Here is a 24,488-nt window from a genome sequence, read left to right as displayed (position 1 = left end):
TATCTTGTATTATATTCTCAATTCTTTTTGAATCGATTTTAGAGTTCCATACTCTTAGCGAAAAATTGTTTTAAAGATGGGTACAATTCATTAAAAACCTTATAATGATCACTATAAGTGTTCAATTCATCTAAATTGGGCTTGATGAGCTGAGTTGTTTTATTTTCTATAAGAGAGGACGCTTCTTCTAATGATTTATAATAACCAACAGAAGTCCCTGCGATTAAACATGCCCCGTAAACTCCTGTCTCAGAAACGCTTTTGATTTCAATATTTTTATTTAAAATAGTAGATTTTATCTGTGCCCAAGTTTGATTCTTCGAACCGCCTCCTATTGATTGAAGTTTTTCATATTTAAATTTATAAGTTTCTGTAAAGATGTCATGAATTTGTCTTATTCCAAAAGAACAACCTTCTAAAATAGCTCTGAGCATATCCGCTTTAGTTGTATTCAAAGATATACCTACAAAAGTCCCCCTGGAATTAGGGTCCCATATCGGTGATCTTTCTCCTTGCATATAAGGAAGGAAAAACACTCCATTAGAACCAACTTTCGATCTCATCGGAAGGCTTTCAAGAATTTGTTTAGAGTCATTTTCTTCCTTAAGGAATTCTTTGTAAAACCATTCAATAGCAGCGCCAGGAAAAGACATAGCACCATGTGATAACCATTGATTTTTAATAATATGACATCTATTTAAGAACCTCTTATCTAGTAGAGAAAGGTCTTCGGTGCATGCGGTCAGCACATTAGAAGTTCCAACTGATTCAAAAACTCCCCCTGGTTGAATGCCTAAAGCCAATGTAGAGCAAGCTGTATCTGCGCCTCCTGCTATTACAGGCACTCCACTTACTGGAATATCCGAACAATTTAAATAACCTATTATCGAACATGGATCAACCACCTCAGGGAGTTTTTCCATATCTATTCCAACTTCATCACAGATTTCTTTGGACCATTCATATTTTTCAACGTCATACATTCCGGAAAAAGAGGACTGGGTCCAATCCATGACGAAACTACCTGTAAGTTTATTCAATATATAAGTGGATAAATTCCCCCACTTATATGTTTGTTTATATTTAGTAGATTGATGGTTTTTGAACCATAAATGTGATGTAATTGAATACATACCCTGTTCTAATCTGTTTTTAGTAATTTCAAAGATTTTATCTTCTGGAACGACCTCTTTAATCCATTCTGATTCTTCTTTGCTTCTTTGATCCAAATACATAATCCCTGGATAGAGCGGTTCACCGTCCTTATCTAGAAAAACGGAAGAGTTGCAAAAGGAAGATAGAGAGATAGCTTCAATACACCCATCTTTATGTATTTTCTTCATAACTTTCAGTAGCAATTCTTTGGTTCTTCCCCATATATCTTCTAAGTCAATTTCAACCCATCCCTTTTTGGGGTGGTGAAGAGGGTAGGGTTCATACTCAATAAACCCTAGCTCCCCATTTGCATTCATTCCTCCTACTTTAATTCCACTTGTCCCTATATCTATTCCAATCACATGAGACATAAACACACCACCCTAATAATTTATAGGTTAGTTATTTTAAAAGTTTGCTGGTTGATTAATTAGTTCATTGTAAAGTTCAATAGTTTCTTTTACTGTTCCTTTTTCGTGAATGATGTTTCTGAATGCTTTCACAATTGCTGTTGGATTATTGTTATTCCAAACGATCCGACCAAACGTAATTCCATCCCCTCCTGCTTCAATCACATCATGCACCATTTGGAAATAGTCCTCTACATTATTTCCTATATCTCCTCCTGCAACAACAACTTTACCTGGAGTAGAAGATACAACTTTATGAAAAGATTCTGGATCCCCCGTATATTTTGTCTTAACGATATCAATACCTAGCTCTGCACCAGCACGGACTGCATAAGCCACATGTCTCCAATCATTTTTTTCATCCTCAGGAATTTGATTCCCTCTTGGATAAATATGAGCAATTGAAGGTAGTCCATGTTTTGAAGCTTGACCAGAAATGATTCCTAAATTACGTAATTGCTCAGGCTGATCATCTCCTCCTACAATACATCCCATAGAAACAGCATCAGCACCTAACCTTATTGCTTCCTCTACCTCTGTAACCCATGTATCGTAATTAGGTTGCCAAGGAGAGAAAGTAGAAGCTTTTAGAATCAATCCTGCTTTTCCTGCATGCTTTCTGAAGCATGTATCAGCAATTCCTTTATGCATAGTTATTGCATCAGGCTCACCAGCAATAATTTCATTTACTTTCCTGTCAATAGGCATTAACTCATCAAAAACACCTCTAGCCATTGCTTGATCCACAGCTACTGCTAACAACTTACCAGAATCCTGATTGATTAAACGATTCATTCTAATTTCCTTACCTAATAGTCCCATTGTGTTCTCTCCTTTATTATATATTAATAACGGATTTCATACCGTTACCATTTCGGACATCCAATATTGCTTTTTGAATATCTTCTAATTTATAACCTGTGGTCGTTAATACTTCTGTATTGATTTGTCCTGAAGCAATTAGAGAAAGTGAATTATAATAATCGGATCGCGTTAGAGCTGACGTTCCATTCAAAGTGATTTCATTGTAATGAATAACATTCGGGTCAATTTCACCCAATACACCCTTAGTAAAACCAGCAAACAAGTTTAATGTCCCTCCCTTCTTTAATAATTTCGCACAAGAATTCACTAGAGCCGGAACGCCAATTGCCATGATTACTACATCAGCACCTAAATTGTCGGTATTATCTAATACTACTGTTTCTAGTGAGTCCGTTTCTGGATTAACTGTAAAATTTGCACCTGCTAACAATGCTTTTTCTCTTCTATGAACAATGGGTTCACTTAATATTACGTTTTTTGCTCCAGCTATTTTTGCTAACTGTACATGCATAAGGCCAATTGGACCACCTCCAATAACAACGACTGTGTCTCCCGTTTTGACGTTAGCTTTGCGTTGACCATTCAAACAACAAGCAAGAGGTTCCGTTATAACTGCTTCTTCAAGTGATACATTATCTGGTAACTTAACTAAGTTTCCAGATTGCAAAGCAATTTTCGGTATTTTTACGTATTCAGCAAAACCCCCATCAAATTCATAACCAATTGCTGTTCGATTTGCACAAACATTTTCCCGACCATTCATACAGTAATAGCAACGACCGCAGGGTATAACAGGAATGACTCCCACTCTTTCTCCGACAGTAAAACCCGAAACTTCAGATCCCTTTTCTGCAATTGTGCCCACGAGCTCATGTCCAATAATCGAAGGGGTTCTCACTCCTTTAGTTTTCTTTCCCTCATAAATACGAACGTCCGTTCCACAAATTGCACTTACATTAACTCTCATTAAAATTTCATGTTCGTTAATTACTGGTTTTTTAACCTCTTCCATTCTCAGGTCATTAGGACCGTGAAATACTGCAGCTTTCATTATACATCCATCCTTTTCAATATACTTTCTTCTTTGAATGGTGGTGATTTCCTCCATAAATAATTTAAAAAAAAGAAAATAATTTTCTTTTTTAATTTAGAATCCTAGCCAACTAAGTGGAGTCATAATCACCTCTGGAAACAACACAAATAGTATTAATGTTCCAAAGGTAATTCCTAACCAAGGTAATGTTGCCTTACTTAATTCTTCTATTTTTAAACCTGTAATGTTACAAGCAGCATATAGACAAACACCGATAGGTGGTGTGATTAAGCCAATTGAAAGAGATATAACCATGAAAATGACAAAAAATACAGGATCAATCCCAGCTACCATAACCGTTGGCATTAATATTGGAACTAAGATAAATATTGCGGCTGTTGCATCCATAAACATTCCAACAATAATTAAAAAAACAAAGAGTAGAAGCATAATCACTAGAGAACTGTCACTCAATCCACTGATGAAACTCGCCAATCTAGTTGGTAGTCCATCATATTCAAACACCCATCCTGCTGGCATTGCCGCAACTGCTATGAATAAAATGGTCCCTGTAAGGTTTACTGTTCTAAGAAAGATGTTAGGAAGTTTTCTAAAAGGCAAACCTTTATACACAAACATAGCTATAAGTAAAGTATATAAAACGGCTATCGCTGCGGCTTCAGTAGGGGTGAAATACCCACTTAGAATACCTCCGATTAGTATAATAGGCGCAAGAAGCGCCGGGAAAGCCCGAATAAACTCTTTTTTTACATTTTTCCATTCAAATTTTTGAATTGTACCAAGTCCATGCTTTTTACTATAAAGATAATTATAAACCATAAAGATAACCGCAATGATAGCCCCTGGAACAAGTCCACCTATTAATGCAGCGCTAATAGATACCCCCGCAGTAGAGGCAGCTACAATCATTAAAATGCTAGGTGGGACAATAGTAGCTAATATTGAAGTGATAAGTGTAAGCGACGCAGCATATTTTAAGGGATAATTATCACGTTTCATTGCATTTATAGTTATTCTCCCAGTACTTGCGATATCTGCTACCGAGGATCCAGCCATTCCTGCAAAGATAAGACTTGCAAATATATTAACGTGCCCTAATCCACCTGTTATCCAGCCTACAATACTCTTCGCAAAGTCAAAAATCCGCTCAGCTATACCACCCTCATCCATAATAATTCCGGCAAGGATAAATAGAGGAACTGCTACCATAATAAAGCTATTCATGGAACTATACATAGATTGAATAACAATACTAACTGGTACATCAGTAAATAATACTATCGTCGTTACTACGGAGAGCCCGAGAGATATAGCTATTGGAACTCCTATGAAAATTAGAAGGAAAAACATTACTAGTAGGAATATAGACATAACTTGGGGTACCTCCTATATTAGCTCTCGGTCATAAACTAGAGACTGAACTACATTAATGATACCTATTGCACCTGCACTTGGAACAGACATCCCCATGAGCCACATAGGTAATGAAACAACAGAACTTGTTTCGTTTGTAGATATTTGTTGCGACATGAATTCCACTCCATATACAACCATGAAGGTAAAAAATGAAATGGTAGCAATTGAGTAAATCCACACCGAAATCTTTTGTATAAATTTAGGTAATATTTTCAGGAAAACTGTAACTCTAGCAGATTCAACTTTTCTAAATCCAATCCCAATCCCTAAAAATATCATCCAAATAAAAATGAATCGAGTTAGTTCTTCTGTCCATGGAGCTGGGTGCCCTATCAATCTTCCTACGATTTGCCATATAACAACAATAAAAATTGATGCTGAGGTTAATATCGCAAAAATAAAAGTTATTTTATTAAAAATATGAAAAAGCTTATCCAACTTACTTAATTTTCTCTTTTTCATGATTTGTCTCCTTCTAGTTATGAGGCGGCCTATATATTTCAAGGCCGCCATTTAAGATAAATCAGTCTTTCCCTACAGATTTCAGTACTTTCTCAAAGAATTCTTCATCTTCCACAACCTCTTTAAAGGCTGGATAAGCCTCTTGTGAAAGTTCAATGAACTTTTGTTGTTGTTCTTCAGTTAAACTATTAACCTTCATTCCTTCTTTTTCAAGGTTTTCGATTATAGATTCAGCCTGCTCTTGGTTATAATCTAATGACCACCCTTGTGTTTCTTTTGTTGCTTCCTCTAAAATTTGTTTTTGATCATCACTTAATTGGTCATATTTACTTTGGTTTATTCCAACTAGCCACCCATCTGCCATATGATTAGAAATAGTTAAATATTCTTGTACCTCATACATTTTAGCTGAAGAAATCACTCCTAGAGGATTTTCTTGGCCATCAATTGTTCCTAATTGGAGCGCATTATATACTTCTCCAAAATCCATTGGAGTAGTTGCAGTACCGGCTCCTTTGAAAAATTCAACCCATAGCGGGTTGTTTGGAACTCTCAATTTAAGACCGTCTAAATCTTCAGGCTCTTCTATTGGACGTTGAGAATTTGTTATTTGTCTAAAATCACGAGTCCAATAACCGAGTCCTTTAATATCAAGTTCAGATACTGACCCTAACAACTCTTCACCTAAATCTCCGTTCAAAAAAGATACAAACTGTTCGGTATCATCAAATAAGTATGGAACACTAATTGCACTAAACCTTGGCTCAAAGTTGGCATATAAAGAAGTTGATAAAACCAACATATCAAGACTTCCCGACCCTAGTTGTTTTACAGCTGCTGATGGATCGCCACCATACAACGTTCCATTTGGATGGACTTTTATTTCAATAGATCCTTCACTTTTTTCTTCCACAACCTTGGCGAATTCTTTTGCGGCCACTGTTACATTTGCTTCTTCAGGATCTGGAGTTGATAAATTAAAACTGACCGTTTCTTCATTACCCTCTGATCCCTCACCTTCTGAACTACTAGCATCCTCACTATTTCCACAGGCTACCAAAAACATTAGAAAAAATACGATTGAAATTGCAAAAAAATAATTCTTCAAGGTTTCCTCCCCTTTTTGGCAACGCTTTCATAAAAAGGTCTAAAAAACGTGCCTAGTTTGAAATTTCAGATAACTAATCTGTTAAAGGTATCGTAACATATGGTGGTAATTTCCTTCAACATTTTTGTAAAAAAAATGAATATTTCCTTCATATAACCACTAAAGCTTTTTATCAATCGTAGATTTTCTTGTATTCTGTAAATTGTTAAGGTAATAATCGTATTTAGTGTTTGCAATTGAAGCTACAAGGATATCTATGATCGTTAATTGAGCAATTCTTGAGGAAATTGCATCTGTACGAAATAGCGTTTCTTTAGATGCAGTTTGAAGCACTATATCAGATACCTTAGTGATAGGTGACTTTGAAGAATTAGTAATACATATAACAGTAGCGCCAGCGTCTTTTGCTAACTTTATAGCATTTAAAACTTCTTTGCTTGACCCTGTATGAGATATGGCAATAACTACATCTTTCTCGTTTAAAACGCTGGCAGACATTGCTTGTAGAGTTGAATCATTGTAAGCAAAAGACTTTATTCCAAGTTTTAACAATTTATGTTGAGCGTCTAATGCAACTGTTCCTGACCCTCCTGAACCGTAAAATTCAATAAATTCAGCCTTTGAAATAGCATCAACAGCACGAATAAGTTCCTCATTATCGCATACTTCTACAGAGTCATATAAAGCTTGAATATTTGACTGGAAAATTTTTCTTTTAATTAAAATAACATCATCATCTTTTTCAATAACTTCATGTATCTGCTTCTCTGGTTTAATTACTTCTCTAGCTAAATTAATTTTTAAGTCTTGGAAACCTTTATAACCAAGCCTCTTACATAAACGAACAACCGAAGACTCACTGGTTTCGCTTCTTTCAGCTACTTCAGTAATTGATAGATGGATTATTTCATCTTGATGCTTTTCAATAAATTCTACAATTTTTCTTTCTGATCCTCTTAATTTTACAAATGCTACTTTACTTCTTGCTGAAAAACCTGGATTTTTGTTTATTGTTAAATCGTCCATTTTCATCCTCCTAATAAAATAATCGAGTAATATGTCTAATTCTATTATAATAAATCAATTGAGGCAATATAGCCCTATACTTATTTAAACAATAGTGAGAGTCGAAGGATACTTTAGCCACTTTACCTTCCTTAATCCTGTCTAAATTCAAGTATTTATCCGTCTTGTACACTATTCTTTTTATTCCGGACATCATGATAATAAAGCGTCCCGGTTTTTATAACTCATATAAAGATAGTGGTATCTCCTTTTCGCTTTAAAATAACCGTACTTGCTAAAAAATTGATATCCTCGCAATTCAGATTTACTAACTTCCGGATACCACACGCAATTGAATAAAAAATTCGAATAGAGCCGTTTTCATGTATGTTAAGTATGGTTCTCTAAATTGTTCAATTTCCATCTGATAGGAACTTAGGGATTCTTTTACCAACTTAATGTTCTTTTAAATTAATCGCGGGATTTTCGTTGGTAACGTCCTATTCATGTAGTCACTTGAAAAAAAGATCGAAGGAAACGAACCTCATGTCCAAGACTAGAAGGTTTTAGGTGTTCGCCCACCTCAACCAAATAACTCTTTAATTGATCAATAGCCACCTCTTCTGTTTGGAGATGAATTCCAATACTTAAGGTTTTTTGAAATAAAAAATCTAAATTCCCATTTACGATTACCCCTACTTTTTATCCCATTTTTTTGTAACCAGTTGTTGATTAACGGAACACACGTTCGTATAATGCTTGTAAGGATGGTGATTAGTTTGAGGTTTCCTTACTACACAACCACAATTCTAGAAGACCTAATAACTCAGTGGTATAAAAAACACAAATTTACAGAACCGAATGATCTAAATGTATATAGCATTGGAACAGAGTCACAAATTTTTGTCACTTCTAGACCTACTCAAGCTAGTTACATGAAAGTAGGGAAGTTTCAGGAAATTGTCTTGGATAGTCGTCTACCGTATATACAACCACGAGAACAATTTTTTCATGAGCTATGCCACGCTGTAAGGCATGCAGGTCGTCAATCTATCATGCCTTACTCTTTTTACGAACTTCAGGAAAGAGACGCCCGGCATTTCACTCTTTACGCTTCACTTCCTATTCATATGATTAATGAATATAACATCGCTAACCCAACAATTGTTGACCAGTTGTCACGAGATTTTGTGATCCCAAAGAATGTTTGTGTTGAACGCTTAGAGAAAATTAAAAGTCGAATTGTACCGTCCGTTAACTCTAAATTTATTAATATAAAAAAGGAGGGATAATTATGGCTAATTACCGAAAAAGAGGAAGTAGCTGGTACTTTCAAATATATACAGGTATTGATCCAACTACAGGCCGAAAGAAATTCACATCTAAAGGGGGCTTTAAGGCAAAAAAAGAAGCTCAAATGGCTGCGGTTGAAGTAGAAAAAGAAGTATTTGAAAACACATATGTTCAGGAACAGAACATTACTTTTCAAGAATTTACTGCAGAATGGATCGGAACTTATAGTGAAACCGCTAAAATTAGTTCAGTGAGAAATCGGAAGCATAACTTGGATCACTTAAATAGATTTTTTGGAAATAAAAAAATAAAAAATATCACGCGTAAACAGTATCAAGCCATGCTTGCTTCGCTGCATAGTGCAGGCTATGCGTTTAATACTTTGGATGGCATTCATGCAACAGGTAGAATGGTTTTTAGAAAAGCTGTGGAGTTTAACATCATTAAGGACAGTCCTTGCGATTTTGCAAAAATTCCACGTAAAGTGGAAACCGTTGAGGAGGTAGAAAGCAGTAAAGGTGAAATTAAATTTATGGAAAAAGAAGAACTTATTCGTTTTCTTAATGCTGCCAAGGAAAGTGGCATTGATAAAGACTACCCCATGTTTCTGACACTTGCTTATAGTGGGTTACGGGTAGGTGAACTGATCGCCTTAAAATGGTCGGATATAGATATGTATAAAAAAACCTTAAGAGTAACAAAAACGTATTACAATCCCAACAATAGAACAAAAGATTATCAATTACTGACTCCCAAAACTAAAGGATCGATTAGAACGCTAAAAATGGACGTTGGAGTTATGGAGGTCCTCAAAAAACACAAGGAACACCAGGATGATCTCATTGAAAAAATGAAGAACGAAATATACTCAATTGGATTTTGTTTTTGCTAAGGAAGTTAAGAACCTTGGATACCCTGAATTCTTAAAGACCGTAAATACCCATATGAGACGCCTACTAAAGATTAGTGGTATCGATAAGGAACTTACCCCTCACTCCTTACGACACACGCACACATCTCTATTAATTGAAGCTGGAGTAGGAATTAAAGAAATTCAGCAGCGATTAGGTCATGGTGATATAAACACAACCATGAATATATACGCACATATAACTGAAAACATGGAAGAAAAAGCCTCCCAAAAGTTCAGTGAACTTATGAGAGGCTCATTAGATTTATAGTGTTTTCCCCGCCAGGTATGTCAAAAGTATGTCATTTTGACTCTCAGGGTGAAGCTAAACCCTTGATATCAAGGGCTGTGGGGGCATGATTACATCATGCCGCCCATTCCGCCCATGCCACCCATGTCTGGCATACCGCCGCCACCGCCGTTGTCTTCCTCAGGAAGATCAGCGACTACGGCTTCAGTAGTCAAGAACATAGCGGCTACGGAAGCTGCGTTTTGAAGTGCAGAACGTGTTACTTTCGTAGGGTCTACGATACCTTTTTCAACCATGTTAACCCACTGGCCGGTAGCTGCATCGAATCCTACGCCGACTTCTTCGCCTTTCAGACGCTCGACAATGATGGATCCTTCAAGACCAGCGTTGTGGACGATTTGACGTACAGGCTCTTCAAGAGCACGAAGTACGATGCTTGCGCCAGTTGCTTCGTCGTCAACTAAGCCAAGTCCTTCAACAGAGTTGATGATATTTACTAGAGCTGTACCACCACCGGCAACGATTCCTTCTTCTACAGCTGCTCTTGTAGAGTTCAGGGCGTCTTCGATGCGTAGTTTACGCTCTTTCAATTCTGTTTCTGTAGCTGCGCCGACTTTGATAACAGCTACGCCGCCTGCTAGTTTCGCAAGACGCTCTTGTAGTTTTTCTTTATCGAATTCAGAAGTAGATTCTTCTGCCTGGGCACGGACTTGAGCTACGCGGGAAGCGATTTGCTGTGGATCTCCGTTCCCTTCAACGATTGTTGTATTTTCTTTCGTGATGACCGCTTTGGACGCACGTCCAAGCTGATCAATTGTTGTATTCTTCAGTTCAAGACCCAGATCTTCTGTGATAACTTGGCCACCTGTTAGAGTTGCGATGTCTTCAAGCATAGCTTTACGACGATCACCAAATCCAGGTGCTTTTACGGATACAGCGTTGAATGTACCGCGCAGTTTGTTCACAACAAGTGTAGCAAGTGCTTCACCTTCTACGTCTTCAGAGATCAGTAGCAATGGCTTGGACTGCTGTACCACTTGCTCAAGTACAGGAAGTACTTCCTGGATGTTGTTGATTTTCTTATCAGTAATTAAAATGTAAGGATCTTCAAGAACCGCTTCCATTTTATCCTGGTCTGTAACCATGTATGGAGAAGCATAGCCGCGGTCGAACTGCATACCTTCAACCACTTCTAGTTCTGTGTTGAAACCTTTAGATTCTTCAATAGTAATAACGCCGTCGTTTCCTACGCGCTCCATCGCTTCAGCAATCAGCTGGCCGACTTCGTTATCGGATGCTGAGATGGAAGCAACCTGAGAAATGGACTCACGGCCTTCAATTGGCTTAGAGATCTTGCGTAGTTCTTGAGTAGCGATTTCTGTTGCTTTTTCAATTCCGCGGCGAATGCCTACTGGGTTCGCACCGGATGTTACGTTTTTCAGACCTTCACGGATCATCGCTTGCGCTAGAACCGTTGCAGTTGTTGTACCGTCACCGGCAACATCGTTTGTTTTGGAAGCTACTTCGGACACAAGCTGAGCGCCCATGTTTTCGAAGTGATCCTGAAGTTCGATTTCTTTAGCAATGGTTACACCATCGTTTGTAATTAGTGGGGAACCGAATTTCTTATCTAGAACAACGTTACGTCCTTTTGGTCCCAGTGTTACTTTTACAGCATCTGCTAATGTATCTACTCCGCGAAGCATCGCGCGGCGTGCGTCTTCACTAAACTTAATTTCTTTAGCCATTAAAAATGCCCTCCTTATTAAAATCGTACCGATTCTTCATCTATAAGTATGAGATGGTTGTAATTATTGAATAACAGCTAGTACATCTGATTCGCGCAGAATCAAGTATTCATTGCCTTCATACTTAACTTCAGTACCGGCAAACTTCGAGTAAATCACACGGTCGCCTTGTGCGACTTCAAGAGCAATTTTCTCTCCGTTATCCGTGATGCGGCCTGTACCGACAGCAATGACTTTACCTTCTTGCGGCTTTTCCTTCGCAGAATCCGGAAGTACGATACCGCTCGCAGTAGTCTGTTCTTCTTCGATTAGTTCAATAACAATACGATCACCAAGTGGCTTTAACAATTAGGACACCCTCCTTGATAAGGTTGATTTCAATTTTTGTCGTTTATTAGCACTCGTGATACATGAGTGCTAACACAATTCTTATCATAATCAATTCACTTTCATTTTTCAAGTAGAAAACCTAGAAAATTTTCACATCTTTTTTCGACAAATTATGTACGATAACCCTTTATCCTTAGGGATGGTTTTGAAACTATGATAAAATACATAAAGTATGAATTGTGAGATATTTTAAGGCGTAAGCTTTGTTGAATATCGCATGCATGAACTTTCATCATATATATAGATAAAAGGAGTCGTTCACCTATGCCAAATCGCTATTGGTATATTATTTTAACGTACGTCGCCGCTCAGCTCTCTGCCTTAATTGGTGTACCGATCGTCAAGCTGTTTGGCGTCAGCAATTATGATGCGATTGCGATCTGGTCCGTGCTGAGCTTTTTAGCCGCAACGATCATTATCATCGTTCTGCTTAAACCTGATATGAAAGAAACCGCGATGCGGGAAGATAAGGCAGGACCGGGTGGTATCGTCCTGTGGTCCATCCTCGGGGTCTTCTTAGCCTTACTGGCCCAGGGTACTGCCGCTATTATTGAAAGAGAATTATTCGGGATTGCGCCTGGCTCAGAAAATACGATGGGGCTTATGGAGATTGCCCGTGAATCTCCATTGTTTATTCTGCTCCCTGTATTATTCGCTCCGATTACTGAAGAAATCATTTTCCGGAAGGTGATTTTTGGTTCGATCTATAAGCGGACGAATTTCCTGCTTGCCGTCTTAGTCTCTGCGCTGGTATTCGGTGCCTTTCACTTTGATTTTAAGCACATGCTTGTTTACTTCTCCATGGGAGTCGTATTCGCCTTCCTATATGTGAAAACTAAACGAATTATTACCCCAATCATTGCTCATATGGCCATGAACTCGTTTGTTGTCATTACACAATACTTTGTGGATGAGGAAGATATCCGGCGAATGCAGGAACAATTGGAAACCATCTTTATTGGAGGATTTTTATAATATGAGGACTTCACCACTGCTTATGGCTGTGCTTTACTTCGGTGTGGGAATCGCATTTATGTTTCTCGCTTCCCAGGCCGCAGTGGAAACGATTTGGAACGTTACCACGATTGTCCTATCGGGTGTCGCTACAGTAAATTTCATCGTGGCGATCCGTTTGTATAATCTGCATGTTCGTATGAACAAGTCGAATAATAAATGATGAAGCCTAAGGAGGGAATGGCGTTGGAACCTTTACTTGCTGGCGAACGTGTCAGGCTGACACTGCTCGACGATCATGATATTGATCACATGACGAAATGGTACAATACAACCGATTACGCGAGGCATCTGGATGCCCTTCCTGCAAAGCCGAAACGAGCGGAAGACTTGCGGAAATGGCGGGACGAAGCGCACGAGCACGACAGCCATTTCCTCTTTGCGATTAAGGAAGCTGATCAGTTTATCGGGTTTGTCGAGCTTGACGGCATTCTCTGGACCCAGCAGAATGCCTGGCTGACTATTGGAATCGGTGACCCGGATATGTACGGTAAGGGCTATGGAACAGAGGCCATGGAGCTTTTAATCCAGTTTGCCTTCCACGAGCTTAACTTGCATCGATTGCAGCTTACCGTTTTTGAATACAATACCGCGGCCCGCCGTTTATATGAAAAGCTTGGCTTCGTACACGAAGGTTCACACCGGGAGTTTATTCTCCGTGATGGACGGGCCTACGATATGCTGCTGTACGGACTATTACGAAAAGATTGGAATCAAAAAACGCAGGGATAAGACTTCATTGTCTTATCCCTGCGTTTTTATTAGGCTTCTTTTTCCTGCTGATCTGTACTTTTATCGTCCTGCACCCCTTTTAAGATAAAGGAAAATGGCAGGGCAATCAGCAGCACGATCGCAGATACGAGAAAAGCTTCATTCAGTGTCTGCAAGGTAGCCGCCTGCATATCAATGTCAGGAGCTGCCGACACCTGAGCGCGTCTCACTTCATAATAAATGGAAAAGAACACGATACCTAAGGAAGAAGAAATCTGCCGGATAATGTTGTTCATTGCAGACCCTTGCGCTACGAGCGGCTCCGGAATCGAGTTCATACCGGAAGTCGTCGCTGGCATATTGCTCATTCCCATACCCATGCCTCGGACTGTGTTCAACGCAAGAATCAGCCAGTAAGGCGTACCTAGCTGCAGAAAACTTAATCCAAGTGTCGCAAGTGCCATAATCGTGAGACCCGGTGGCACGACGTACTTGGGTCCTTTTTTATCGAGCAGCCGTCCCCCAAGAGACATGAAGACACCGCTCGCAGCCGCTGCCGGCAGGAAGAGCAGTCCGGTCATGACCGCACTCATTCCATAAACGTTTTGAATGAGTAAAGGCAGCAGGAATATACCTGAAAACAACCCAATGGAAGCTGCACTCGTTACAATGATAGATACCGAATACGTAGGTACTTTGAAAACAGATAAGTTCAGTAACGGATCGTCCTGGCGGTTTTCATAGAATACGAATAAAACAACGGCAACCAGTCCCCCGACAATCAAAGTTATATTTAGAGGATCGAATAGATTTTCGACGGTTCGTCCCCGCCCCAGGGCAAACAGAACCGCGCCAATGCCCGAAGTGATGATTAAGAATCCAACTAAATCGAATTTCTTCTCGGGATGCGTTTCTGTTCGTTCCAGGAATTTAGAAGATAGTATTAATCCTGTTAATCCGAATGGGATGTTAAACGCAAACAGCCAGGGCCATTCAAGGTATTGAATTAAGAAGCCACCGATCGTTGGTCCGATCGCTGGTGCGACCATCGCAGCGATGCCATATACCCCCACAGCCAGACCACGCTCATGTCTAGGGAAGGAATTAAAGATTAACGCCATCGCAATAGGAAGCATTAATCCGCCAGCCATCCCCTGTATGGCACGGGAGATGATAACCATGGCTAATGTTTCTGAAAAAAAGCCGGACAGCGAACCCGCAATAAAAATGGCAAGTCCGGTCACGTACACTTTTTTCTTGCCAAAACGGTCTCCAAAATAACCCGTCAGCGGCATTGTCATTCCCATAGAGACCATGAAAATGGTTAAGATCCACCCAACAGCTACCGCATTGGAGTCGAAGATCTCAATAAACTTCGGAAGGATTGGATTTAACATACTGTTATTAAGAATGACTGTGAATGTACCGAATAGAACTGATACAACTACCAGCCATTTATTTGGCAGTTTACTCATCAGATGCCTCCTCTCTTGATTACTTCGGAACTCGAATTATTTTATAACTATATCACTGATTATCGTGTTTCTCCACGTGTATGCTTACCCTTTTTCACAGGCGTTTCAAAGCTCCTTTTAGATTATTCCACTTCAGAAATTAAAAAAACATTTTCAGCCGGTTGGAAGCGTTTTAAAGAGATAGGGAGAGTTTTTTCTATAAAAAAGGGGGGTATGCAGTAGAAGAACGATTTGAAGGAGGTTAGCGAAAAATGGGACGACTAGATCAAAAAGTAGCCGTGGTAACAGGGGCTGCTACAGGAATCGGCCAGACAACGGTCAAGCTTTTTGCTGAAGAAGGTGCGACGGTAGTCTGTGCGGATGTAAACGAAGATGAAGTTCAAAACACTGTTAATGAAGTGAAAGAAAACGGTGGAAAAGCCGAATTTGTATATGTAGACGTATCAAAAGAAGAAAGCGTAACAAGCTTAGCCAATCACGTAAAAGAAACATACGGATCCATAGATGTCTTATTCAATAATGCCGGGATTGACGAAGAAGGTGGAAAAGTCCACAAATATCCCGTAGAGCTGTTCGACCAAATTATCGCAGTGGATCTGCGTGGTACTTTCTTAACAAGCAAATACTTACTCCCACTCATGCTGGAAAAAGGCAGCGGATCGATTATTAATACGTCATCGATGTCCGGAAGGGCCGCTGATCTGGACCGCTCCGGATATAATGCAGCTAAAGGCGGGATTACGAACTTCACGAAAGCCACGGCCATCGATTATGCACGTGAAGGCATCCGCGTGAACTCTATCGCTCCAGGTACGATTGAAACACCGCTGATCGATGAACTTGCCGGTTCGAAACAACAGGAGCAGGGCCGTGAATTCCGTGAAGCCAATAAGTGGGTCACTCCGATGGGGCGTCTGGGTGATCCTAAAGAAATCGCAAATGTCGCGCTGTTCTTAGCCTCAGACGAGAGCTCGTATATCACCGGGGAGGATATTACAGTAGATGGCGGCATTATGGCTTACACGTGGCCAGGTAAAATGCTGATCGATGATCAATGGAAAAAAACTACCGATTAATTAGATCTGGCTCAGGGTGAAGAACTCTGAGCCTATCTTATTAGTCAGCCAGGCCCCTCTCTCCCACAAAAAAACAGCCCAATCATCATTGGACTGTTCTTCTTCATTATTCTTCTTCCTCATCCAGAGGATAATGTTTTAGAAAATAAACGAGCGCCTGCAGTTCGATAGCGAGGTCGATATGGTGCACACGGACATGGGACGGCACAGTAATCCGCGCCGGAGTAAAGTTCAGAATCGCGCTGACTCCTGCATCCACGAGACGATCCGCAATACCTTGAGCTTCAGAAGCTGGAACGGTAAGAATGGCAACAGCCAGGTCCCCCATCTTCGCTTCCAAATCGTCTATGTGTTCGACACGGACGCCTCCCACTTCGCTTCCTACACGTTCACGACTGGCGTCAAAGGCAATTTCTATTTTCGTATTATTATTTTTTGTGAAATTGTAATTCAAGAATGCGGTCCCCAGATTACCTACTCCGATTAACGCAACCTTCGTGGTTTCATCTTGATCAAGCGTCTTTCGGAAAAATGATAATAAGTACTCTACATTATAGCCATACCCTTTTTTCCCGAGGGCTCCAAAGTAGGAAAAATCGCGGCGGATCGTAGCGGAATCGACTTTCACCGCTTCGCTCAGCTCTTTCGATGAGACGCGCATTTTTCCCTGGCTGTGCAGATTGTTTAAAAAGCGGTAATACAACGGCAATCGCTTTGCTGTAGCTTGAGGGATCTTAGTATGTTCTTCTAAATCCATGACTCTGCCTCCTTTACCGGCTCTCTCGTTGATAATCACCGGTTTTGCCGCCTGTTTTTTCGATTAGATAGGTCGGCCCGATAACCATTCCCTTATCAAGAGCTTTACACATATCATAAACCGTCAATGCTGTAGCGGAAGCAGCAGTTAACGCTTCCATTTCTACGCCTGTACTTCCTTTTGTTTTGACAGCCACTTGAATCTCTAACGTGTAAGAATTGCCTGTTTCCCAGTTGAACGAAACATCGACCCCGCTTAAAGACAGCGGGTGACACATGGGAATCCAGTCCGATGTTTTCTTCGCAGCCATAATGCCTGCCACTTGCGCCACCGCGAGTACGTCGCCTTTGGCCATTTCCTGATTGGTAATTTTATGATAAATTTCTTCGTTGACTTGTACACTTGTGAAGGCCGCTGCCGTACGTACCGTTTCTCCTTTATTAGAGATGTCCACCATACGGGCGCGTCCCTGTTCATTAAAGTGTGTAAACTCTGACATGTTCTTTCCCCTTTTCGAACAAATTCACAAACTAACTGTTAGTTACATTACTCTTATTCTAACAAAAAATCAACGGCTAGACGTTAAAGATTTCACAAACTCAGGGTCATTACCTTGCTAGAAGAATCCCCGATACGATACACTTATCTCATTGAGGTGAAACGACATGATTCTCATGCAATTAAATCAATTAACCAAACGATTTGGAGCGGAATTGATTTTATCTAATATTAAATTGGAAGTACAAATGAATGATCGCATCGCGATTGTCGGCCGAAATGGCACAGGAAAATCAACGTTGCTGAAGATGATGGCCGGTGAAATGAGTTATGATTCCGGGGACATTTTTAAACCAAAGGAAACAACTGTCGGCTACTTGGCTCAGGATACAGGTCTGCAGTCCGAGGAAACAATATGGAACGAAATGGAGAAGGTATTCTCTCATTTGAAGAGTCTGGAGGACGAACTGCGTGCCATGGAAGTTGATATGGCTGACCCAGATCTTATGGATGACCCCGAGCGCTATCAACAGCTCCTGTCCAGCTATGACCGGAAGCAGGAGTATTTTAAAACGGCGGGCGGCTATCAATATGAGACGGAAATTAAATCCGTTCTGAATGGATTGAACTTCCATAATTTTGACTGGAACACACCGATTACGTCACTAAGCGGCGGGCAGAAAACTCGTCTCGCTCTTGGTAAGTTATTATTGACCAGTCCAGATGTTCTAATTCTCGATGAGCCAACCAACCACCTGGACATCGATACTCTCTCGTGGCTGGAAGGATACTTACAAGGCTACAAAGGCGCTGTCGTCATTGTTTCCCACGACCGTTATTTTCTGGACAAGATCGTAAACACCGTTTATGAGATCGCCTTTCAATCTTCTAAGAAGTACCCAGGGAACTACAGTGACTATTTGAAGAAAAAAGAAGCCGATTTTGAGATTGAAATGAAGCACTTTGAAAAGCAGCAAGAAGAAATTAAGCGGATGGAAGATTTCATTCAAAAGAACATCGTCCGTGCGACCACGAGTAAGCGAGCACAAAGCAGGCGGAAGCAGCTTGAGAAGATGGACAAGCTGGATAAGCCTAAAGATGATAATCAATCGGCGAAATTCAGCTTCCAGATTTCTAAAAAAAGCGGTAATGATGTTCTGAAGCTGAGAGACCTTGGTTTCAAGTACAATGAAGAGTCCTACGTATTTGATAATGTCTCTTTCGACTTAAGCCGCGGGGATTCGGTTGCGCTCGTTGGGCCCAATGGTGTTGGTAAAACAACCCTTCTTAAAACAATCCTTGGCGAATTAAAAGCCGCTAAAGGTGATATCAAGCTTGGAACCAATGTCCAAATTGGCTATTACGATCAGGAACAGACCAAGCTTAACCCTAAGAAGAATGTACTGCAGGAGCTCTGGGATGACTATCCTTTTAAAAATGAAAAAGATATTCGTACCGTACTTGGAAACTTCCTGTTCTCAGGTGAAGATGTGCTGAAGCCGGTTTCCGCTTTGAGCGGCGGCGAAAGAGCCCGTCTTTCATTAGCGAAACTGATGATGCTTGAAGCCAATTTCCTTGTACTCGATGAGCCGACCAACCACCTGGATCTAGACAGTAAAGAAGTGCTGGAGGCAGCTCTTATTGATTATCCGGGTACCCTGCTGTTCGTTTCCCACGACCGTTACTTTATTAACAAAATCGCATCAAACGTTGTGGAAATGCTGCCGGAAGAAACTCGTCTGTTCCTCGGTGACTATGATTATTATGTGAATAAAAAGCAGGAAGAGTATGAGCTTCAGCAAATAGAAGAAGCTGAACGGCTGGAAAATGAACCGCAGACTAAAGAGCCGCAGGCAAAAAACAGCTTTCAGGAAGATAAAGCAGTGAAACGGGAAGAGCGCAAGAAAAACCGCCGGATAGCTGAAATTGAAGAAGAAATTGAAGAACTGGAAGCTAAACTTGAAGAAATCGAAGAGTTGTTATGCGACCCTGAAGTCTATCAAGACCATGAACGCTCCCTTGAGCTTACAGAAAGCAGCACACAAACCCAGCAGCGTGTGGAAAAGCTGATGGAAGAATGGGAATCTCTCCACGAATAACTTAACTAAAAGAATAGAAAATGAAAGGCACCTCAGGTCATCCAGAAACTGGATGACCTGAGGTGCCTATTTTTATCCAAATTACCCTTGTATAGGCGTGTATGATTGAATACATTTTATCCACACATTTTTCAACAGTTGTGCACCGTTTTTAATAGTTCTCAACAGGTTTATACACATTATCCACAAATAAACGAAATGTTATCCACATTTTTGGCACCGTTTTCTTTGTCTTTATTAATAGAACCTTTCTAACTTATCAACAGTATAAATATACATTTGTGCATAACTTATCTTATAATTCCCCATAAAAAACTCTCCTTAATGAACTTAAGGAGAGTTTTCAGCTGTACGTTTCCGCTCGCCATATTGCTCTAGATCAAACCCAGGATTGGCATTCAAGTCCCAGCCTGAACGATGTCCCTGATTATAAGCCACGGCTCCTGCGGCAGCAATCATAGCCGCATTGTCCGTACACAAATGCATGGGCGGAATTAACAGCTCCGTTTCAGATTTTTCAAACTTATCAACAAGTGCTTTGCGAAGTCCCTTATTAGCCGCTACTCCTCCAGCCACAATTAGCTGTTTTACACCATACTCTTCTGCGGCTCGGAAAGCCTTTGTGGATAACACGTCCACCACGCTTGCCTGAAAGCTGGCAGCCACATCTTCCGGTCTTAATATTTCTCCTTTTTGTTCAGCATTGTGGAGACGATTGATGACTGCTGATTTCAATCCGCTAAAGCTGAAGTCATAAGACCCTTTTTCAAGCCATGCTCTTGGAAAATCAATCGATTCTTCCCCTTCTGCAGCGAGACGGTCAATTTCTGGTCCGCCGGGATAAGGAAGCTTTAATGTTCTAGCTACCTTATCATAAGCTTCGCCTGCTGCATCGTCACGTGTTTCTCCAATGATCTCAAAGGATCCGTGCTCCCTCATAAGAATCAGCTCGGTATGACCTCCGGAAACGACAAGAGATAGTAAAGGAAACTCGAATTCCTTCTCCAAACGATTGGCGTAAATATGACCAGCAATATGGTGCACCCCGACAAGCGGTTTCTGTTTGGCAAACGCGATGGATTTGGCCGCATTTACCCCTACCAGCAACGCGCCCACTAATCCTGGTCCTTCTGTGACTGTAATAGCATCCATATGGTCTATCGTAAGGTCTGCTTCGCTCAAAGCTTCCTCAAGTGTAATTGTAATCTGCTCAATATGATGGCGAGACGCAATTTCAGGAACTACGCCGCCAAAACGTTTATGGCTTTCAATTTGAGAGGCCACTACGTTTGTAATGAGCTCTCTTTCATTTTTCACAATGGCTACAGCTGTCTCATCACAGCTCGTTTCAATAGCTAAGATATACTGATCTTCACTCATTTTAATCCCACCCACATGACTAGCGCATCTTCTCCATTATCTGTATAATACCTCTTCCGGATGCCCCCTGGGACTAAACCGAATTTCCGGTACATATGCTGCGCAGCCGTATTCGAAACTCTTACTTCCAAAGATAACTGAATCGCTCCATGCTGGATTGCTTCGTCACACGAGTGCTTAAATAACTGTTCCCCAAATTTATTCCCGCGTGCCTCTGGATGGATGGCGATATTAGTAACGTGTGCTTCATCAATAACGAGCCAGAGCCCACAGTAACCCACCACATGATCATCTTTTTCAATCACATAATAATGCGCGTACGGGTTATCCTCAACTTCCTGCCGAAACGTACCCTCCGTCCAGGGTACAGCAAAGGAAGCACGTTCCACTTCCATTACTTCATCAATATCCTCTAAGGTCATTTTTCGTATAGAAGTCATCTTACTTCTCCTGCTGGGCCAGCCATTTAGCTTCTGCTTCCGGCAGGCGAAGGTAATTAGGTACGAGCTCATGAAGACTCTCAGGTTCTTTTATTTGTGCTGCCAGAGCAATAAGAGAAGGCCTGGCAAAGTTATAAGGGCTTTCCGGGATAACCGCCTGGTCTCCTAACGTGTCTTTGACTATCTCTTCATAGACGTGTACATCCTGACTCAAGAATAAAATTGGCTTATCCAGATGTTGTACTTCTTTTAACCAGTCTTGCATCAAAATATTTGTCTCCGGCTTTACAATTTCCATGTTTTTATTATAAAGACCGGTGTACACACGGCCCCGTCTCGCGTCAAAAAAAGGACATACATAACCGTCAAAAAATACACCTTGTCTGGCTGCGGCTTCAAGGCTTGAAACACCTACAACCGATATATCCAGTGCCCACGCCATCGTCTTAGCCGTTGTTAAACCTATCCTTACTCCTGTATAGGATCCAGGTCCACGAGCTACGGCAATTCTGTCCAGATCCTCCGGTCGAGTATTGGTTTCCTTCATTAGATGATCAATCGCCGGCATTAGACGGATCGAGTGATTCTTTTTAATGTTCGTCGTATATTCACCTACGACCGTGCCGCTTTTTACGACTGCTACTCCCATAACATAATTAGAAGTATCAATTGATAATATATTCATTACGTAATCTCCTTACAAACCTCGTCAAAATGTGCAGAAGCAGCTTTAAGATAAATGGTCCGGCTAGACTCACTATCGTATGAGATGGTTATATCCAGCCGTTCTTCAGGAAGAAATTCCTCAATGAAATGCGCCCATTCTACGACGCATACGCCCTCCCCTTCAAAAAACTCTTCAAAACCTAAATCTTCATCGCTATCTTCAAGACGATAGACATCCATATGATAAAAAGGCAGGCGTCCCATATATTCTTTCATAATAGTAAAAGTTGGACTATTGATGGTACGCTTCACTCCAAGGCCTATCCCCAGACCTTTTGTAAAAGTTGTCTTACCAGCACCTAAGTCTCCTTCTAATGTTAATACATCTCCCGCACGAAGTCGATGACCCAGCTTCTCAGCAAAAGCCATCGTTTCCTCAGGAGAAGAACTTTTCCATTGATGTACGGCCATCTACTCACCCTTTTTCTTTAAATGTGTGTATCCGGATTTCGTTAATACCTTCTTCTTTCCATCTTCATGTAAATATACGCAAGGCTCTTTTCTCTCCATAGTCTGTACCGATCCAATCTTGCTTACCTTTACTCCCGTCTTTTCTGCAATTTGTTGGACTGTCGGCCACCAGGACTTCTCCACGGCTCCAACCAGTTCAAAGTCTTCTCCTCCGGAAAGCATCCATTCTTTATATGTATCTGGAAAGAGTTCTTTCATAGCGGACGTAAAGGGAAGTTTGTCCATATCCAAGTGTACATCAACACAGGAGGCTTCAGCTATTTCATTTGCTTCATTGGCAACACCATCACTAATGTCATTAAGAGCGGTTCTTGGAATCTTATCAAGCGCCAGCGCAAAAGAAACTCGAGGGTCCGGTGTCCGATGTCTTTCAATGAAAAATTCCTCTGAAGCTACTTCTTTAGATAAACCGTTCAACAGAACTTCCAACCCGGCTCTCGAATCTCCAAGGGTCCCGGTTGCAAATACAATATCCCCGGGCTCTGCTTGAGATCTATACCTCGCTTTCTCCTTCTCGACGTAACCAATCACTGTAACCGAAATTGAGAGCTCACTGCCAGACACGGTGTCCCCTCCAATCAGGTCCATCTTATAAAAGGAGGCTAAATCCTGCATACCAGAATAGAGCTCCTTCAATTCCAATTCGCTCCACCCTTCTGGGATCACGATAGAAACTAAATAAAAAGCTGGAGTACTGGCCATCGCAGCTAAATCACTTAAGTTGGCTGCCAGCACGCGGTACCCGATATGATAAGGCTCCATTGTTTTTCTTGAAAAATGAACCCCTTCCACCATCGTATCTACAGCGGTAACCACATCTTTATCTGTCGGTCTAAAAACCGCAGCATCATCACTCACACCTTTAATTAGTGTGGACTGACGGTAATAACTGGGCTGAATTGATTTAATAAATTGCCATTCGTCCATGTTGTGCCTCCTATATAGCATAGCTCCTTCTAACTATTATACCAAGAGAACACCTTTTATAAAAAAATCCATAATAAAAACCTTAGGAATGCTTCCTAAGGTTGGAAAAATAATTTAAAAGTGGCGGTCCGGACGGGACTCGAACCCGCGACCTCCTGCGTGACAGGCAGGCATTCTAACCAACTGAACTACCGGACCAGTAAAAGTAAATATATGTATAAAATTTAAAAAAATCAACTAAAACAGAGTAGTTGAAGAATAAGGCAGTTTCACATAAAATTTGTCTACGTAGTTAGTTGAAATTATTTGGTTGCACTTACAGTGCTACCATTATTGATGAACAAGGATGTAAGTTCGACGTAGTACATCAATATTAATTGGTTGCGGGGGCAGGATTTGAACCTGCGACCTCCGGGTTATGAGCCCGACGAGCTACCAGACTGCTCTACCCCGCGATAGTGTGGGAAGTTATTAAAAATGTTCCCATAAAATTATGCTAATGTGTGAGTCATACTTATATTATTCCCAAGTTAAGGAAAAAGTATTCTCGATAAAAAATTGATACAACGTGGCGGCGTCCTACTCTCACGGGGATCGACCCGACTACCATCGGCGCTGAAGAGCTTAACTTCTGTGTTCGGCATGGAAACAGGTGTGACCTCTTCGCCTTCACCACCACATCATATACAGTTTGAGGTGAACCCTCAAAACTGGATAAGGATCATTCAACCATCGGACGAGCGAACGTCTCTTCCGACTTCTTTTTAAAGGATAGATAAGTCATCGATCCATTAGTATCCGTCAGCTCCACGTGTCACCACGCTTCCACCTCGGACCTATCAACCTCATCGTCTCTGAGGGATCTTACTTACTTGGCGTAAGGGGAAA

General features: G+C 40.9%; 23 protein-coding genes, 2 tRNA genes, 2 rRNA genes and 1 pseudogene. 7 read left to right on the top strand and 21 right to left on the bottom strand.

Annotation, left to right across the window (positions count from 1 at the left end; genetic code table 11):
• Window positions 1-38: 38 nt before the first annotated feature.
• From ACTWPM_RS17150 to ACTWPM_RS17120, 7 genes are all read right to left on the bottom strand, one after another.
• On the bottom strand, window positions 39-1,526 hold the full coding sequence (locus tag ACTWPM_RS17150; protein WP_443134221.1) for a xylulokinase: 1,488 nt from the start codon (window positions 1,524-1,526) through the stop codon (window positions 39-41).
• A gap of 36 nt (window positions 1,527-1,562) precedes the next feature.
• Window positions 1,563-2,387: a class I fructose-bisphosphate aldolase gene (locus ACTWPM_RS17145; protein WP_443134220.1), complete on the bottom strand. Its 825-nt coding sequence runs from the start codon at window positions 2,385-2,387 to the stop codon at window positions 1,563-1,565.
• Window positions 2,388-2,403: 16 nt separating this feature from the next.
• Window positions 2,404-3,441: a zinc-dependent dehydrogenase gene (locus ACTWPM_RS17140; protein ID WP_443134219.1), complete on the bottom strand. Its 1,038-nt coding sequence runs from the start codon at window positions 3,439-3,441 to the stop codon at window positions 2,404-2,406.
• A gap of 96 nt (window positions 3,442-3,537) precedes the next feature.
• Complete coding sequence (locus ACTWPM_RS17135) at window positions 3,538-4,815, bottom strand: TRAP transporter large permease (protein ID WP_443134218.1); 1,278 nt, start codon at window positions 4,813-4,815, stop codon at window positions 3,538-3,540.
• A gap of 15 nt (window positions 4,816-4,830) precedes the next feature.
• Window positions 4,831-5,322: a TRAP transporter small permease gene (locus ACTWPM_RS17130; RefSeq protein WP_443134217.1), complete on the bottom strand. Its 492-nt coding sequence runs from the start codon at window positions 5,320-5,322 to the stop codon at window positions 4,831-4,833.
• Between the two features lie 61 nt (window positions 5,323-5,383).
• Window positions 5,384-6,430 carry a DctP family TRAP transporter solute-binding subunit gene (locus ACTWPM_RS17125; protein ID WP_443134216.1) on the bottom strand — a complete coding sequence of 349 codons (1,047 nt, stop codon included), beginning with the start codon at window positions 6,428-6,430 and terminating at the stop codon, window positions 5,384-5,386.
• A gap of 159 nt (window positions 6,431-6,589) precedes the next feature.
• Complete coding sequence (locus ACTWPM_RS17120; RefSeq protein ID WP_443134215.1) at window positions 6,590-7,456, bottom strand: MurR/RpiR family transcriptional regulator; 867 nt, start codon at window positions 7,454-7,456, stop codon at window positions 6,590-6,592.
• A gap of 734 nt (window positions 7,457-8,190) precedes the next feature.
• Here ACTWPM_RS17120 and ACTWPM_RS17115 point away from each other — a divergent pair.
• Entirely contained in the window at window positions 8,191-8,727 is a 537-nt protein-coding gene (locus tag ACTWPM_RS17115; protein WP_443134214.1) for an ImmA/IrrE family metallo-endopeptidase, read from the top strand.
• Between the two features lie 2 nt (window positions 8,728-8,729).
• A pseudogene (locus tag ACTWPM_RS17110) lies at window positions 8,730-9,909 on the top strand (tyrosine-type recombinase/integrase).
• Between the two features lie 89 nt (window positions 9,910-9,998).
• On the opposite strand, the gene groL reads toward ACTWPM_RS17110, so the two are convergent.
• Window positions 9,999-11,636, bottom strand: a complete 1,638-nt coding sequence (groL, locus tag ACTWPM_RS17105) for a chaperonin GroEL (RefSeq protein ID WP_224895093.1) — start codon at window positions 11,634-11,636, stop codon at window positions 9,999-10,001.
• A 63-nt stretch (window positions 11,637-11,699) separates the two neighbouring features.
• Window positions 11,700-11,984: a co-chaperone GroES gene (groES, locus tag ACTWPM_RS17100; protein ID WP_014641699.1), complete on the bottom strand. Its 285-nt coding sequence runs from the start codon at window positions 11,982-11,984 to the stop codon at window positions 11,700-11,702.
• Between the two features lie 306 nt (window positions 11,985-12,290).
• On the opposite strand from groES, the gene ACTWPM_RS17095 reads away from it, so the two are divergent.
• From ACTWPM_RS17095 to ACTWPM_RS17085, 3 genes are read left to right on the top strand one after another with little or no spacing between them, the layout of a single operon-like run.
• Entirely contained in the window at window positions 12,291-13,001 is a 711-nt protein-coding gene (locus ACTWPM_RS17095) for a lysostaphin resistance A-like protein (protein WP_443134213.1), read from the top strand.
• A 1-nt stretch (window position 13,002) separates the two neighbouring features.
• On the top strand, window positions 13,003-13,203 hold the full coding sequence (locus tag ACTWPM_RS17090) for a YdiK family protein (RefSeq protein ID WP_443134212.1): 201 nt from the start codon (window positions 13,003-13,005) through the stop codon (window positions 13,201-13,203).
• 17 nt (window positions 13,204-13,220) lie between these two features.
• Window positions 13,221-13,772, top strand: coding sequence for a GNAT family N-acetyltransferase (locus ACTWPM_RS17085; RefSeq protein WP_443134211.1), 552 nt, complete (start codon window positions 13,221-13,223; stop codon window positions 13,770-13,772).
• A gap of 29 nt (window positions 13,773-13,801) precedes the next feature.
• Here the strand turns inward: ACTWPM_RS17085 and ACTWPM_RS17080 are convergent, their stop codons facing one another.
• On the bottom strand, window positions 13,802-15,226 hold the full coding sequence (locus ACTWPM_RS17080; RefSeq protein WP_443134210.1) for an MDR family MFS transporter: 1,425 nt from the start codon (window positions 15,224-15,226) through the stop codon (window positions 13,802-13,804).
• Between the two features lie 251 nt (window positions 15,227-15,477).
• On the opposite strand from ACTWPM_RS17080, the gene ACTWPM_RS17075 reads away from it, so the two are divergent.
• The gene (locus ACTWPM_RS17075; RefSeq protein ID WP_443134209.1) at window positions 15,478-16,302 is read left to right on the top strand and encodes an SDR family oxidoreductase; all 825 of its coding nucleotides are present in this window, start codon (window positions 15,478-15,480) and stop codon (window positions 16,300-16,302) included.
• Between the two features lie 106 nt (window positions 16,303-16,408).
• On the opposite strand, the gene ACTWPM_RS17070 is transcribed toward ACTWPM_RS17075, so the two are convergent.
• Window positions 16,409-17,059: a redox-sensing transcriptional repressor Rex gene (locus ACTWPM_RS17070; RefSeq protein WP_443134208.1), complete on the bottom strand. Its 651-nt coding sequence runs from the start codon at window positions 17,057-17,059 to the stop codon at window positions 16,409-16,411.
• Window positions 17,060-17,072: 13 nt separating this feature from the next.
• Complete coding sequence (moaC, locus tag ACTWPM_RS17065) at window positions 17,073-17,558, bottom strand: cyclic pyranopterin monophosphate synthase MoaC (protein WP_443134207.1); 486 nt, start codon at window positions 17,556-17,558, stop codon at window positions 17,073-17,075.
• A gap of 166 nt (window positions 17,559-17,724) precedes the next feature.
• Between moaC and ACTWPM_RS17060 the strand changes: the two genes are divergently transcribed.
• Window positions 17,725-19,656, top strand: a complete 1,932-nt coding sequence (locus ACTWPM_RS17060) for an ABC-F family ATP-binding cassette domain-containing protein (protein ID WP_443134206.1) — start codon at window positions 17,725-17,727, stop codon at window positions 19,654-19,656.
• 330 nt (window positions 19,657-19,986) lie between these two features.
• Here the strand turns inward: ACTWPM_RS17060 and tsaD are convergent, their stop codons facing one another.
• The 9 genes from tsaD to ACTWPM_RS17015 all read right to left on the bottom strand — a co-directional run.
• Window positions 19,987-21,036, bottom strand: coding sequence for a tRNA (adenosine(37)-N6)-threonylcarbamoyltransferase complex transferase subunit TsaD (tsaD, locus tag ACTWPM_RS17055; protein ID WP_443134205.1), 1,050 nt, complete (start codon window positions 21,034-21,036; stop codon window positions 19,987-19,989).
• Window positions 21,033-21,476 (bottom strand): ribosomal protein S18-alanine N-acetyltransferase, encoded by a 444-nt coding sequence (gene rimI, locus ACTWPM_RS17050; protein WP_443134204.1) that lies wholly within the window; start codon window positions 21,474-21,476, stop codon window positions 21,033-21,035. Before rimI ends, tsaD begins: the two co-directional genes overlap by 4 nt.
• A gap of 1 nt (window position 21,477) precedes the next feature.
• A complete protein-coding gene (gene tsaB, locus ACTWPM_RS17045; RefSeq protein WP_443134203.1) occupies window positions 21,478-22,161 on the bottom strand; it encodes a tRNA (adenosine(37)-N6)-threonylcarbamoyltransferase complex dimerization subunit type 1 TsaB in 684 nt (227 codons plus the stop codon).
• Window positions 22,161-22,613: a tRNA (adenosine(37)-N6)-threonylcarbamoyltransferase complex ATPase subunit type 1 TsaE gene (gene tsaE, locus ACTWPM_RS17040; RefSeq protein ID WP_443134202.1), complete on the bottom strand. Its 453-nt coding sequence runs from the start codon at window positions 22,611-22,613 to the stop codon at window positions 22,161-22,163. Before tsaE ends, tsaB begins: the two co-directional genes overlap by 1 nt.
• Window positions 22,614-23,600 carry a thiamine-phosphate kinase gene (gene thiL, locus ACTWPM_RS17035; protein ID WP_443134201.1) on the bottom strand — a complete coding sequence of 329 codons (987 nt, stop codon included), beginning with the start codon at window positions 23,598-23,600 and terminating at the stop codon, window positions 22,614-22,616.
• Window positions 23,601-23,721: 121 nt separating this feature from the next.
• A tRNA-Asp gene (locus ACTWPM_RS17030) sits at window positions 23,722-23,798 on the bottom strand.
• Window positions 23,799-23,978: 180 nt separating this feature from the next.
• Window positions 23,979-24,055, bottom strand: a tRNA-Met gene (locus ACTWPM_RS17025).
• A 111-nt stretch (window positions 24,056-24,166) separates the two neighbouring features.
• Window positions 24,167-24,280 (bottom strand): 5S ribosomal RNA (gene rrf, locus ACTWPM_RS17020).
• Between the two features lie 91 nt (window positions 24,281-24,371).
• Window positions 24,372-24,488: ribosomal RNA gene (locus ACTWPM_RS17015) — 23S ribosomal RNA — on the bottom strand; the annotation flags it as partial.

The sequence above is a fragment of the Halobacillus sp. K22 genome (genome assembly GCF_052246795.1).
Classification (GTDB): Bacteria; Bacillota; Bacilli; order Bacillales; family Halobacillaceae; genus Halobacillus.
Note: the sequence above shows the minus strand (reverse complement) of the source record. Positions and strands in the feature narration are given on the sequence as shown.